Source organism: Actinomyces oris (genome assembly GCF_006546825.1).
Taxonomy (GTDB): domain Bacteria; phylum Actinomycetota; class Actinomycetes; order Actinomycetales; family Actinomycetaceae; genus Actinomyces; species Actinomyces oris.
In genome coordinates, this window is record NZ_VICC01000006.1 from 132,252 (window position 1) to 146,155 (window position 13,904).

Sequence of the window (13,904 nt, forward strand, 5' to 3'; positions counted from 1 at the left end):
TCAGGAACCGTCAGGAGCTGAACCAGTGCTTCTCCGCGGGGAAGGACTCCTCGCGCACCGCGGCCCCATAGTCGGCGGCCGCCTGCCTCAGGGCCTCGCCGACCTGCCCGAACTGGTGGGCGAAGCGCGGAGACCAGTCCGTCATCCCGGCCATGTCCGTCCACACCAGGACCTGCCCGTCGCAGCGCGCGCCCGCGCCAATACCGATCGTGGGGATCGTGAGCGACTCGGTCACGCGCGCGGCCAGGGGCTCGGGCACCATCTCCAGGACCAGGGCGACCGCCCCCGCCTCGGCCAGTGCCTGCGCGTCAGCCATCAGCACGTCAGCGGCCTCGCCACGGCCCTGAACCCGGAAGCCGCCGAGCATGTTGACGCTCTGCGGGGTGAACCCCAGGTGCCCCACCACCGGGATGCCCGCCTGGGCCAGTGCCCTCACGCTGGCTGCCCGGGGGGTGCCGCCCTCGAGCTTGACGGCGTTGGCCCCCGCCTTCATGAGACGCACCGCGCTGGCCAGTGCCTGCTCCGGACCGGCCTCGTACGTGCCGAAGGGAAGGTCGGCCACAACCAGGGCGCGCTTGGTCGCCCGGGCCACCGAGCGGGTGGCCACCACCATCTCGTCGAGCTCCACCGGGAGTGTGGAGTCGTGCCCCAGCATGACGTTGCCGATGGAGTCGCCCACCAGCAGCAGGTCGGTTCCCGCCGCATCCAGGATCCGGGCGGTCACGGCGTCGTAGGCGGTGAGCATGACCAGCTTGGTGCCGTCCTTCTTGGCGGATGCCAGGTGATGGACGCGCACGGGCTTGCCGCCTGCGACGATGGGGGCGGATGAAGGTCCGTAAGGGGACTCGGGTGTAGCCATGATCCGAGGCTACCGGAGGTCGCCGGGCGTCCTTGACGGGCTGAGTCCCCGCCCAGTTCGCGGCCGGCTTCTCCCACTGATGGTGATACACGAAACCTGCCTGACGCACCCGCGCACTAGGCTGGTCCAAGCAGAACGTCTCAGGCGCAAGAACGCCGGCCACGCCGTCGGTCCGCTGCCGCACCCCACGCTGAGGAGGCACCATGGACAAGCAGCAGGAGTACGTGCTCCGAGCCATCGAGGAACGCGACATCAGCTTCATCCGTCTGTGGTTCACTGACGTCTCCGGACAGCTCAAGTCCGTGGCCATCGCACCGGCCGAGGTCGAGAGCGCCTTCGAGGAGGGCATCGGCTTCGACGGATCGGCGATCGAGGGACTCACGCGCGTCTTCGAGTCCGACATGCTCCTGGCCCCCGACCCCTCCACGTTCCAGATGCTGCCGTGGCGGGACGGGGACAACGGCGTGGCCCGCATGTTCTGCGACGTCCTCACACCCGACGGCGAGCCCGCCCGCACCGACCCGCGCTCGGTGCTCGAGCGTCAGCTCGCCCGGGTCGCCGAGGCCGGCTTCACCTGCTACATCCACCCGGAGATCGAGTTCTACCTGGTCAACCGCGACGCCGACGGGCGCATCCGCCCCACTGACGACGCCGGCTACTTCGACCACGTGCCCGGGGGCACCGCTCACGACTTCCGCCGCCACGCCATCCTCATGCTTGAGCAGATGGGGATCTCGGTGCAGTTCTCCCACCACGAGGGTGGCCCGGGCCAGAACGAGATCGACCTGCGCTTCGCCGACGCCCTGTCGATGGCGGACAACATCATGACCTTCCGCGCCGTCGTGGAGGAGGTGGCCCTCAAGGAGGGCTGCCTGGCGACCTTCATGCCCAAGCCCTTCCCCAACGAGTTCGGCTCGGGCATGCACACGCACTTCTCCCTGTTCGAGGGTGACCGCAACGCCTTCTTCGACCCCGCCGGCCAGTACCAGCTCTCCGCCACCGGCCGCTCCTTCATCGCCGGACTGCTGCACCACGCCTCGGAGATCACGGCCGTCACCAACCAGCACGTCAACTCCTACAAACGCCTGTGGGGAGGGGACGAGGCCCCCAGCTACGTGTGCTGGGGCCACAACAACCGCTCCGCCTTGGTGCGCGTCCCCATGCACAAGCCCGGCAAGGCCCAGTCCGCGCGGGTGGAGTTCCGCGGCATCGACTCCTCGGCCAACCCCTACCTGGCCTACGCGGTCACTCTTGCCGCCGGCCTCAAGGGCATCGAGGAGGGCTACGAGCTCCCCCCCGAGGCCGAGGACGATGTCTGGGCCCTGTCGGAGATGGAGCGCAGGGCGCTGGGCATTCACGCCCTGCCCACCTCGCTCAAGAGCGCGGTCGCCGCCATGGAGCGCTCCGACCTGGTGGCGGACACCTTCGGCGAGGACACCTTCGAGTTCTTCCTGCGCAACAAGCGCCGCGAGTACCGGGCCTACGACGCCCAGGTCACCGACTTCGAGATCAGCCAGTTCTTCCCGCGCGCCTGAGCGGAGCAGGAGACAGCTGTGAGAGACCGCAGCGAGAAGCGAGCGCCGATCGGGTCCCCCTCCCGGCACAGCTCCTCGCCCAGGACCCTGCTGCTGCGGGCCGGATTCCACGACGCGGCCCGCGCCGGAAAGCTCCTGGGCGACCCGGCGCTGCTGCCCTTCCTACCGGACGGCACTCAGGCCGACGACGTCGGCGAGGCAGGCGACCACGGTGGGCGCGCCTTGGCGGACCGCTCCACACGGCTGGGTGGCCGACCCGCTGAGATACGGCTGGGGCCTGAACGTGAGGAGCTCATTGACTCCCTAGCACTCACCGCCGACCCCGACATGGCTCTGCTCAGCCTCGTCCGGCTCGCCGAGGCCGCCACCGCGGCCGAATCAGCTCACCGGGCATCGGTGGGCGGTGTCGAGACTGGGGGTACGACGACGCCAGCAGCACTTCTGTGCAGCGTCATGAGCGATCCTGCCGCAGGGCCGCGTGAGCACAGGCACCGCCTGCTCGCGGTCCTGGGCGCCTCGCAGGCCCTGGGCGACTTCCTCGTGGCCCATCCTGAGCGCCTCACCGCGCTCGCGCCTGACAGGGCGTGGGACGCCCCGCAGGAGCCCGGCGCCGGTGAGGCGCTGCAACGGACGGTCCGCGACGCGCTGGGGCAGGCCGACCCCGTGAATGCGGACCCCTCGAACAGCGACGAAAGGTCCCCACACCCGGGAAACGATGCCGTCAGCCGGGCGACCGCGGCGCTGCGACGCGCCTACCGGGACCGGCTCACGGCGATCGTCGCCGATGACCTCACCAGCGCCGACCCGATCGAGCACGTCCCCACCGTGTGCCGCCGCATGACCGAGCTTGCCGACGCCGCCCTGGACGCGGCCCTGCTTGTCGCCCGCGCCGCCGTCGGACCACGGGCCGACGACGTGGCCCTCGCCGTGATCGCCATGGGAAAGACCGGGGCCCGAGAGCTCAACTACATCTCGGACGTCGACGTCGTCTACGTCGTCGGCCCCACCCACGAGGCCTGCGGTGCTCAGGAGCCGATCAGCGAGGAGCGCCTCGTGGAGGTCGGCACGCATGTGGCCACCGAGCTCGCCCACGTCGTCTCCGCCACCGCGCCCGAACCTCCCCTGTGGCCACTGGACACGGCGCTGCGTCCCGAGGGCAAGGACGGTGCGCTCGTGCGCACGCTTGACTCCCACCTGGCCTACTACCGCAGGTGGGCCGCCTCCTGGGAGTTCCAGGCCCTGCTCAAGGCCAGGGCCTGCGCCGGCGACGTCGAGCTCGGGGCCCGCTACGAGCAGGGCGTGGCGCCCTACGTGTGGGAGGCCAGCAGGCGGGAGAACTTCGTTGAGGACGCCCGTGCCATGCGGCGCCGGGTGGAGAAGGAGTCCGTGCCGCGCGGAGGAGTCGACCGGCGTATCAAGCTGGGCCCCGGGGGACTGCGGGACGTCGAGTTCACTGTCCAGCTCCTCCAGCTCGTCCACGGCCGCTCCGACGAGAGCCTGCGCGCGCGTGCCACCCTGGAGGCTCTCGACGCTCTCAGCGCAGGCGGATACGTCAGCCGCACCGACGCAGCGGCCTTGAGCGGCTGCTACAAGGCCCTGCGGCTGCTGGAGCATCGCAGCCAGCTCTTCCGGCTGCGCCGCACCCACAACCTTCCTGAGAAGGAGGAGGACCTGCGCCGTGTCGAGCGGGGCATCAGTGACTGCCTGGGCCGCGGAGACAGCCTGTGGGAGGACTTCAAGGACCTGCGCCGGCGGGTACGGGCCCTCCACCAGGAGATCTACTACCGTCCCCTACTGGCCTTCGCGGCCGCCCTCAGCGCCGATGAGATGGCTCTGAGTCCTCAGGCGGCGCGCGAGCGTCTTGCCGCAGTCGGCTACGCGGATCCCGACGGGGCCCTGCGCCACATCCAGGCCCTCACCGAGGGGGTCAGCCGCCGCGCCGCGATCCAGCGCCAGCTGCTGCCGGTCATCATCGGCTGGATCGGTGGGGGAGCCGACCCCGATTTCGGTCTGCTCTCCTTCCGGCGGCTGTCCGAGGCCATCGGGGGCTCGCACTGGTACCTGGCCATGCTGCGGGACTCCCCGGTGGCGGCGCGCAGACTGTGCCAGGTCCTCTCCAGCGCCCACTGGGCCACCGAGCGCCTCGCGGAGTTCCCCGAGTCCATCGCCTGGCTCGACGACGACGACGAGCTCGCCCCCCGCCGATCCGGCGCCCTGGCGGAGGAGATCGCCGCCGTCCTGCGCCGCCGCAGCCTGACCGGCCCCGATGACGCTGCCCTTGCCGAGCAGGCGCTCGAGGCGGTTCAGGCGATCCTGAGAGTGCGCGCCCGCGAGGAGGTACGGGCCTCACTAGCGGACTGCCTGGACGGTATCGACCCCGCACGCACCGCCTCCATCCTCTCCGACGCCACCGACGCGGTCCTGGCTGGGGCGCTGACCGTGGCCACCGGGCTGGTCATCGCCCAGCGTGACGGGTTGGAGGCCGTCTCCGCCGGGCCCGACGCCAGCGGGTGCTGGCAGGCCGCCCGCGCCCGCCATGCCATCATCGCCATGGGACGCCTGGGAGGCCGCGAGATCGGGTACGCCTCGGACGCGGACGTCCTCTTCGTCCACCAGGCCCGCGACGGGGCGGGTGAGGAGGATGCCGCCCAGGAGGCCGAGGCCGTCGCCAAACAGGTCATGGGACTGCTGGCCGCGGCGCTCCCGCACCCCCTTGAGGTGGACTGCGATTTGAGGCCCGAGGGACGCAACGGCGTCATGAGCCGCTCGCTGGACGCCTACCGCGAGTACTACGGCCGCTGGTCCGCCCTGTGGGAGCGTCAGGCACTGCTGCGCGCCCGTCCCTGCGCCGGAGACCGAGACCTGGGTCGGCGTTTCGAGGAGCTCATCAACCCGCTGCGCTGGGCGCAGGAGGGTCTGGCGCCCCAGGACCTGCGGGAGATCCGCAGGATCAAGGCACGGGTGGAGGCCGAGCGCCTGCCACGGGGCATTGACCCGGCCCGCCACCTCAAGCTCGGCCCCGGTGGGCTCAGTGACGTGGAGTGGAGCGCCCAGGTGCTTCAGCTCGCCCACGCCGGTCGGATACCCCAGCTGCGGACCACCTCGACCGTCGGCGCGCTCCAGGCCGCGGTCCAGGCCGGGGTACTGAGCGCGGATGGCGGGGGAGAACTGGTCGCGGCCTGGATCCTGGCCAGCCGCCTGCGCTCGGCGATCGTCCTGGGAACCGGGCGCGCCTCGGGGCCGCGCTCCCAGGTCCTCCCCATCCAGAGCCGGGAGATCCGTCTGGTGGGGCGCCTCATCGGCCTTAGTGCGGGCAGGGAGCGAGAGCTCGAGGACCTCTACCGCCGCAGCGCCCGCCACGCGCGCGCAGTGGCCGAGCGCATCGTCTTCACCGACGCCGCCCATGGCTCCACCGCTTCAGCGCCGTCGAGCACCGTGTCAACGGCTCAGCCGTACAGCCAGGAGTCACCGCCGCCACGTTCAGCAGGCTCGGCCCGGAGCTCTCGCGCACGGTCCCGCCGAGATACTGGGGCGGCAGCCTCCAAGGGCTCCAGACGGGCCAGCCGTCCCCGCACCACGAGAAGGCGACCGGAGGGACCCTACCCCTGGAGCTGACCGGGTGCAGACGGCACCGGACGCAGGTCTTTGGGCGATGAGGATCGCACCGTCGTCGTGGGTCCCCGCGCTACGAACCTGGCAGACTTGCCGCCGTGAGGCTCATTCTTGTACGCCACGGTCGCACCGAGGCCAATGTCATGCAGGCACTCGACACCGCCTTCCCCGGAAATCCCCTGGATGAGGTAGGGCTGGAGCAGGCCGACGGATTGCCGGACCGTTTGGACAAGGCCGGCCTCCTCCACGGGCTGGGGTCGCTGTGGGTCTCCCCGATCCTGCGCGCCAGGCAGACCATCGCCCCCATCGAGGCCGCCACCGGCCTGAGCGCCACTGTCGACTCGGGACTGCGTGAGGTGTTGGCCGCCGATCTGGAGATGAACACCGACGCGCGCTCGGTGGCCTGCTACGTGGACACCACCCGGGCATGGATGGCGGGGCGCCCCGCCTGCCGCATCCCCGGCTCCCCGGAGGACGGGCACGACACGCTTCAGCGCTTCGACGAGGCCATCGACCGCATCTGCGAGCAGGCCGCACGGGCGGGAGACTCAGCGGCCCTGCTCGTCTCCCACGGCACCGCGCTGCGTCTGTGGACCTCCCTGAGGGCCGCGGCCGGAGGCGGCGTGGACCCGCTGTGGGTCGCCGATCGCCCCATGCACAACACCGGGATCACCGTCGTCGACGGCGATCCCGGCGGTGGATGGAGCCTGACCTCCTGGGATGACGGGGCCTGGGACCAGGCCCCCTCCTGAACCGGCCCGACCCTACAGGACCGAGGAGAGGAAGGCCCGGGTGCGTTCGGCCTGGGGATCGTCCAGGACCTTGACGGGGTCACCGGACTCGCAGATGACACCGCCGTCCATGAAGATCAGCTGGTCGCCGACCTCCCGGGCGAAGCCCATCTCGTGGGTGACCACGACCATCGTCATGCCGGAGGCGGCGAGGTCCTGCATCACCTGCAGCACCTCACCGACCAGCTCGGGGTCCAGGGCCGAGGTCGGCTCGTCGAAGAGCATAAGCTCGGGGTCCATCGCCAGGGCCCGGGCGATCGCCACTCGCTGCTGCTGGCCGCCGGAGAGCTGGGAGGGGTAGTGGTCGAGGCGATCCCCCAGCCCCACCCGCTCCAGTAGCTCGATGCCGCGTTCACGGGCCTTGGCCTTCGGAGTCTTCTTGACCAGGACCGGTGCCTCCATGACGTTCTGCAGAGCCGTCATGTGGGGGAAGAGGTTGAAACGCTGGAAGACCATCCCGATCTTGGCGCGCTGAGCGGCGCGGGCCTTGTCCGACAGGGCGTGCAGCTCGATGCGCCCCCTGCGCTCGACCTCACGCATCCCGATGAGCTCACCGTCGACCTTGATCCGGCCGGCGTCGATGGACTCCAGCTCGTTGATGCAGCGCAGCAGCGTCGACTTTCCCGAGCCCGACGGACCGATGAGGACTGTCACCGAGCCGGGCGGGACGATGAGGTCGATGCCCCGCAGCACGTGCAGCTCACCGAAGAACTTGTGCAGGTCGCTGATCTCGACCTTGGGCGTGGCGGCTGCTGCCTGGGCGGATGTGCTCATGGGGTGACCTCCAGGAAGGGATCGTCCTTGGTGGTGTGCGCATCGAGGATGGCCTGCTGACGGGCCGACAGGCCCCGGCCCGAGGAGCCGGAGGACTTGTCAGAGTCGAAGCCCTTGCCGTAGTAGCGCTCGATGTAGTGCTGTCCCACCATGAGGATCGAGGTGATGATGATGTACCAGATGGCCGCGACCAGAAGCAGCGGAATGATCTGGTAGGTCAGCGACGCGTAGGAGTTGGTGACGAAGGTCAGGTCCAGGGTGAAGGGGACCGCCAGCACCAAGGAGGTCGTCTTGAGCATGGAGATCGTCTCGTTGCCGGTGGGCGGGACGATGACCCTCATCGCCTGGGGAAGGACGATCCTGCGCAGGATCTGGCCCCTGCTCATGCCCAGGGCACCGGCGGCCTCGCTCTGGCCCTTGTCCACTGAGTTCAGGCCGGAGCGGACGATCTCGGAGAGGTAGGCGCCCTCGTTGATGCCCAGTCCCAGGACCGCCGCGACGAAGGGGGTGAAGACCGTCGTCGTCTTGAAGGTCAGCAGCTCGGGGCCGAAGGGGATGCCCAGGCTCAGCTTCTGGTAGAGCGCGGACAGCGCCCCCCAGAAGACCAGCTGGGTGTAGATCGGGGTGCCACGGAAGAACCACAGGTAGGCCAGCGCCACCCAGCGCAGGACCGGGTTGGAGGACTGGCGCAGGATCGCCGTGGTGACCGCGAGCACGATGCCGATGGCCATGGCCATGAAGGTCAGCAGCAGCGTCCAGCCGACGGCCTTGACCACGTGGACCTCGCGCAGGAAGAACCAGACCGTGGACCAGTGGAACTTCTCATTGGTGACCAGGCCGTGGATGAGCATGGCCCCCAGGACCGTGACGATCGCGGCACTGATCCACGTCCCCGGGCGGGGGACGGGCTTGGGGTTGTTGAGGACGACCTTGTCGTCCTCAGAGGCGGGTGAGGCGGTCACTGCTCACTCCTTCACTGCGGGATTGAGTTCTGCGGTGGTCAGGGCGGCGTCCTTCACGCCCCAGTTGTCCAGGATCTTCTGCCAGATGCCGTGGTCCATGAGGTACTGGACGGCGGCCTGGATCGCGGCGGTGAATTGTGGATCGGCTTTGGCGGTCACCACACCCTGGGGGGCGGCGTCCTCGATCTCACCGAGGGTGACGATCTGGCCATCGGTCAGCTCGACGGCGTAGCCGGCCACGGTGGAGTCCGAGTAGGTGGCGTCGATGGTGCCGCCCACCAGGCCGGTGGTGGCCTCGGACTGCTTGGAGTAGGAACGCACGGACAGCACCGGCTTGCCCTCCTGTGCGCACTTGTCGGCGGCGTCGCGCATGGTGGTCTCCTGGGCGGTTCCCACCTGGACGCCGATGGTCCGCCCGCACAGCTGGAGGTGGTCGGAGGTCTCGACGCCCTTGGGGTTGCCGGCCTGGACGTTGAATCGCGAGCCCACGTTGATGTAGGCGGTCATGTCGACCTCCGCGGTCCGTTCGGGGGTGACGGTGAAGGAGGAGATGCCGGCGTCGTACTTCGAGCCGATCGAGGCGATGATGGAGTCGAACTCGGCGGTGTGCACCTTGCCCTTGACGCCTAGGACGGCGGCGATCGCGTTGGTCAGGTCGACGTCGTAGCCCACGGCCGTGCCCGAGGGGTCGAGGAACTCGGCCGGCGCGTAGTCCGTGGAGGCGGCCACGTCGAGGACACCGTCCTCGAGGGCGCCCTGAGGGAGCTTGGCAATGATGTCGGGCTGCGCTTGGATCGACGAGGTGTCGAAGGAGTGGATCTGCGAGCTCCGGTTCGCGTTCCAGTCAGCGGCGTTGGTGCATCCGCTGAGGACCAGGCAGGCGGTGGCTGCCAGCCCGAGGGAGGCGTGATGGCGGATCCTCATCGTGGGATCTCCTCTTCGGAGTGGATCAAGACAGAGAAAGAATATCCGCAATGCAGTATAGATATGCAAACTGGGGTGGTGGCGTACAGCACGACGGCGGCCCAGAGCCTCGTGCGTAGGACACTCAGGGCCGCCGTCTGAGCTGGGTCACCGGCTCACAGGTCGTAGTAGAGCTGGAACTCGTAGGGGTGGGGGCGCAGCCGCAGCGGCTCGATCTCGTTGGTGCGCTTGTACTCGATCCAGGTCTCGATGAGGTCGGGGGTGAAGACGTCTCCCTCAGTGAGGAAGTCGTGGTCGTCCTCCAGGGCCTCCAGCGCCTGATCCAGGCTGTCGGGGAGCTTGTCGATGTCGAAGTACTCCTCGGGAGCCAGCTCGTAGAGGTCCTTGTCGATGGGCTCGCGGGGCTCGATGCGGTTGCGGATGCCGTCAATTCCGGCCATGAGGACGGCGGCGAAGCACAGGTAGGGGTTGGAGGAGGGATCCGGCACCCGGTACTCCACCCGCTTGGCCTTGGGGGAGGAGCCCGTGACCGGGATGCGGATGCAGGCCGAGCGGTTGCGGGCCGAGTAGACCAGATTGACCGGCGCCTCGAAGCCGGGGACCAGGCGGTGGAAGGAGTTCACCGACGGGTTGGTGAAGGCCAGCAGCGCCGGGGCGTGGGCCAGGATCCCACCGATGTACCAGCGGGCGAGGTCCGAGAGCTGGCCGTAGCCCCGCTCGTCGAAGAACAGTGGCTTGCCGTCCCTCCACAGCGAGTGGTGGGTGTGCATGCCCGAGCCGTTGTCGCCGAAGATCGGCTTGGGCATGAAGGTGGCCGTCTTGCCGTTGCGCCAGGCCTCATTCTTGATGATGTACTTGAACTTCATCATGTCGTCGCCCGCGGCGAGCAGAGAGCTGAAACGGTAGTTGATCTCCTGCTGTCCGGCGGTCCCGACCTCGTGGTGGGCCCGTTCGATCTCCAGTCCGGAGGCGAGGCAGGTACGGACCATGCGATCACGGATATCGGCCATCTGATCGTTGGGGGAGACGGGGAAGTAGCCGCCCTTGAAAGCGGTCTTGTATCCCTTGTTGCCGCCCTCCTCCTCGCGGCCGGTGTTCCAGGCCGCCTCGCAGGAGTCGATGGCGTAGAAGGACTCGGCCGGTGAGGCCTCGTAGCGCACCGAGTCGAAGAGGTAGAACTCGGCCTCGGCCCCGATGTAGCAGGTGTCGGCGATTCCGGTGGAGCGCAGGTAGTCCTCGGCCTTGGCGGCGATCGAGCGGGGATCGCGCGAGTAGACCTCGTCCGTGAAGGGGTCGACGATCGAGAAGTTGACGACCAGGGTCTTCTCCTCGCGGAACGGGTCCAGGAAGGCGGTGGACACATCGGGAACCAGCTTCATGTCCGACTCGTGGATCGCCGTGAAGCCTCGGATTGATGAGCCGTCGAACATGAGGCCGTCAGTGAGGGCCTCATCCTTGAAGGCGGCCACAGGAATAGTGAAGTGCTGCATGACGCCGGGTAGGTCGCAGAACCGCACATCGACCAGCGCGACATTCTCCTTCTCGATGAACGTCAGTGCCTCGGATGCGTCCTTGAACATATCTCCTCCAAGTGGGAACGGCGCACATACTCCACACGTATGCACTGTGGCTGACAACGGCCACTATATTGACGCCACCGTGACAAAGGAATGGCGTCAGTGTTGCCTGAGTGTTTCGCCCGTTCATCGCTGGGCCTCGGCGACTCCGGCAGGGCTCTGAGTGATGGCAGATGGAGGTGGGGCAGGTGTTGAGAGAGTCAGCGCCCACGCATGGCACGGCGGTCGGGGCGGACCCGATTAGGATCGATGTGCTTGGGGATCGGCAGGTTCTTGCCGGCCATCGACGTCAAGCGCTTGGAGACCTGCGTGATCTCGCTGTCAGTCAGTGACGTGGGCTTGGTCGGAAGCTGGCGCAGCGTCTTGGACAGGTCCGTCAGGCGTACCTGGCCGGCGTCAGTGCCCACCTGAAGGGTGTGGATGGGAACGGTCGACAGCAACCGATGGACCTTGCGCTCCTCCTCGGCCAGCATGCGTCGGGTGCGGGTGCTGGGTCCCTCCGCGATGAGAACGACACCGGGGCGTCCCACCAGCCGCCATACGAGGTCCTGATCCTTGGTGAAGGCCACGGGCTCGGGCTCCACGAACCAGCCCCGACCGATCTGGTCCAGAACGGCCTTCGCCGCTCCTGGCATTCCCTCGATCTGGGAGAAGGAAGCGCGGCGCACCACGACTGACAGGATGACCATGTCGATCATGAGCGCCATGAGGATGCCCACCATCAGCCAGTACCACAGGGACAGTCCGTAGCCGAAGGAGACAGCGGCCCCCAGGGCGAGGCAGGTGGCGAGTACCGCCAGCATCACCCATCCGATCCACGGGTAGCTCCGCCGCGAGATCGTGTAGGAGTCCTTGATGTTCTGAAGGTACTGAGCCAGCCGGCGCTTCTTCTTCGGCTGGGGGGACTGGGCACTACTCACGGGCACACCATAGACGACGTTGGTGTGCCGGCACACATGGTCTCGCCGTCAGCGTGGCAGGCCGGTGCGCACCGGGAACCCGGTCGGCTGCGTGGGACCCGCGCTTCGCCTTCAGCAGGCGGCGGCGAGGTGGGGGTGGGCTCCCAGCAGGGCCGACGCCTCCTGGCGGGCGGTGGCCGGCTCGGCGAGCTGCGAGAGGTGCTCGGGGATGGGGCGACCGCGCTTGACCATGGCCCGTCCCCACAGCATGCCGGCGCGGTAGGAGGAACGCACCATGGGGCCGCTCATGACGGCGGCGAACCCGATCTCCTCGGCCAGGCGGCTGAGGTCCACGAACTCCTGTGGCTTGACCCAGCGGTCAACGGGGTGGTGCAGCTTGGAGGGGCGCAGGTACTGGGTGATGGTCAGGATGTCGCAACGCGCCTCCACCAGGGCGGACATGGCCGCCTCGATCTCGTCACGGGTCTCACCCATGCCCAGGATGAGGTTGGACTTGGTGACCAGTCCTGCCTCCGCGGCGGCTGTGATGACGTCGAGGCTGCCCTGGTAGGAGAAGGCCGGCCGGATCCGCTTGAAGATGCGCGGGACCGTCTCCAGGTTGTGGCCGAGAACCTCAGGGCGCGAGGAGAAGACGTCCTCAAGCGCGTCGGGGTTTCCCTTGAAGTCGGGGATGAGCAGCTCGACACCGGTGCCCGGCGAGAGCTCGTGCACCTGGCGGGCGGTCTCGGCGTAGAGCCAGGCGCCGCCGTCGGGACGGTCGTCGCGGGCCACCCCGGTCACGGTGGCGTAGCGCAGGTCCATCTCCTTGATCGAGACCGCCACACGCCGGGGCTCATCGACGTCGTACTCGGTGGGACGTCCGGTGGCGATGTCGCAGAAGTCGCAGCGTCGGGTGCACATCTCGCCGCCCACCAGGAAAGTGGCCTCACGGTCATTCCAGCACTCGTAGATGTTGGGGCAGTTCGCCTCGGCACACACCGTGTGCAGGCTCTTCTCCCGCACCAGGCCGCGGACCTCCTGGTAGGTGTCGGAGACGACGGCGCGGGTGCGCAGCCAGTCGGGCTTGGACTCAATGGGGGTCTGGGCATTGCGCGCCTCAACCCGCAAGAGCTTACGTCCCTCAGGGGCCACGGTGGTGCTCACGTCTACCTCTCCTCGCTGACGACGGTTCTACGGGGAGTCTAGTACGCTCCCGAGGTTCTTAGGACCTCCGGCCTAGGAGTAAGGCCTGTTGTCACGTGGCATCCGCCACCAAGGGCGACAGGTGGCTCTCCAGGGTGGATACCAAGGCGTCCGCGGGAGCGCCGGTCGCCAGGTGCCGGCCGGTCTCCGCTGCCAGTGAGGTCACTCCGGCGTCGTCGATTCCGCAGGGAATGATGCGATCCAGGGAGAAGGCCTCCAGGTCGGGATCGACGTTCAGGCCGATCCCGTGCATGGTCACGCCGCGGGCGACCCTCACCCCCAGGGCGCAGATCTTGCGCTCGGGGCGCGCAAGCTGATCCGCCTCGCCCGCGGCTTCAGGATCGGCCGGCAGCCAGACCCCGGAGCGCCCCTCGACACGGATCGTCTCCAGTCCGTAGAGGCCACACAGGTCAATGACGGCGGCCTCCAGGGCCCGTACGTAGCGGATGACGTCAATGGGCTGGGCCAGGCGCAGGATCGGGTACACGGTCAGCTGTCCGGGCCCGTGCCAGGTGGTCTTGCCGCCACGGTCCACGTCGACCACCGGTACGTGACCGGGCTCGACGACGTCGGCGCTGGGCCGCTCCCAGGAGTGGGCTCTCCTGCCGACGGTGTAGACCGGTTCGTGCTCCACGAGCAGAAGGGTCGAGGGGCGGCGCCCCTCCACAATCTCGCCGTGAACATCCCTCTGCCGCTGCCAGCCCTCATGGAAGGGGATGAGCCGGGAACCGAGCTCCATGTCCTCACGCAGCACGGGTGCAGTCTACG

The 13,904-nt window shown here is 68.5% G+C and carries 11 protein-coding genes; 3 read left to right on the forward strand and 8 right to left on the reverse strand.

Going from position 1 to position 13,904, the window contains the following annotated elements:
* Positions 1 to 10 precede the first annotated feature (10 nt).
* Positions 11 to 859, reverse strand: a complete 849-nt coding sequence (gene panB / locus FK267_RS08095; RefSeq protein ID WP_075379030.1) for a 3-methyl-2-oxobutanoate hydroxymethyltransferase — start codon at positions 857 to 859, stop codon at positions 11 to 13.
* Between the two features lie 203 nt (positions 860 to 1,062).
* Here panB and FK267_RS08100 point away from each other — a divergent pair, with 203 nt between their 5' ends.
* From FK267_RS08100 to FK267_RS08110, 3 genes are all read left to right on the forward strand, one after another.
* Positions 1,063 to 2,394: a glutamine synthetase family protein gene (locus tag FK267_RS08100; protein ID WP_141406897.1), complete on the forward strand. Its 1,332-nt coding sequence runs from the start codon at positions 1,063 to 1,065 to the stop codon at positions 2,392 to 2,394.
* 18 nt (positions 2,395 to 2,412) lie between these two features.
* Positions 2,413 to 6,009 (forward strand): bifunctional [glutamine synthetase] adenylyltransferase/[glutamine synthetase]-adenylyl-L-tyrosine phosphorylase, encoded by a 3,597-nt coding sequence (locus tag FK267_RS08105; protein ID WP_141406898.1) that lies wholly within the window; start codon positions 2,413 to 2,415, stop codon positions 6,007 to 6,009.
* Between the two features lie 95 nt (positions 6,010 to 6,104).
* The gene (locus tag FK267_RS08110; protein WP_075379033.1) at positions 6,105 to 6,758 is read left to right on the forward strand and encodes a histidine phosphatase family protein; all 654 of its coding nucleotides are present in this window, start codon (positions 6,105 to 6,107) and stop codon (positions 6,756 to 6,758) included.
* 12 nt (positions 6,759 to 6,770) lie between these two features.
* Here the strand turns inward: FK267_RS08110 and FK267_RS08115 are convergent, their stop codons facing one another.
* From FK267_RS08115 to lipB, 7 genes are all read right to left on the reverse strand, one after another.
* The gene (locus tag FK267_RS08115; protein ID WP_141406899.1) at positions 6,771 to 7,571 is read right to left on the reverse strand and encodes an amino acid ABC transporter ATP-binding protein; all 801 of its coding nucleotides are present in this window, start codon (positions 7,569 to 7,571) and stop codon (positions 6,771 to 6,773) included.
* A complete protein-coding gene (locus FK267_RS08120) occupies positions 7,568 to 8,533 on the reverse strand; it encodes an amino acid ABC transporter permease (protein ID WP_075379035.1) in 966 nt (321 codons plus the stop codon). Before FK267_RS08120 ends, FK267_RS08115 begins: the two co-directional genes overlap by 4 nt.
* Before the next feature lie 3 nt (positions 8,534 to 8,536).
* Complete coding sequence (locus FK267_RS08125; RefSeq protein WP_075379036.1) at positions 8,537 to 9,457, reverse strand: ABC transporter substrate-binding protein; 921 nt, start codon at positions 9,455 to 9,457, stop codon at positions 8,537 to 8,539.
* Between the two features lie 155 nt (positions 9,458 to 9,612).
* Entirely contained in the window at positions 9,613 to 11,037 is a 1,425-nt protein-coding gene (gene glnA, locus FK267_RS08130; protein ID WP_075379037.1) for a type I glutamate--ammonia ligase, read from the reverse strand.
* 197 nt (positions 11,038 to 11,234) lie between these two features.
* On the reverse strand, positions 11,235 to 11,990 hold the full coding sequence (locus FK267_RS08135; protein WP_081379392.1) for a DUF4191 domain-containing protein: 756 nt from the start codon (positions 11,988 to 11,990) through the stop codon (positions 11,235 to 11,237).
* A gap of 75 nt (positions 11,991 to 12,065) precedes the next feature.
* Complete coding sequence (locus FK267_RS08140) at positions 12,066 to 13,097, reverse strand: lipoyl synthase (protein ID WP_009405909.1); 1,032 nt, start codon at positions 13,095 to 13,097, stop codon at positions 12,066 to 12,068.
* Between the two features lie 91 nt (positions 13,098 to 13,188).
* Positions 13,189 to 13,890, reverse strand: a complete 702-nt coding sequence (gene lipB / locus FK267_RS08145) for a lipoyl(octanoyl) transferase LipB (protein ID WP_075379038.1) — start codon at positions 13,888 to 13,890, stop codon at positions 13,189 to 13,191.
* Positions 13,891 to 13,904 lie beyond the last annotated feature (14 nt).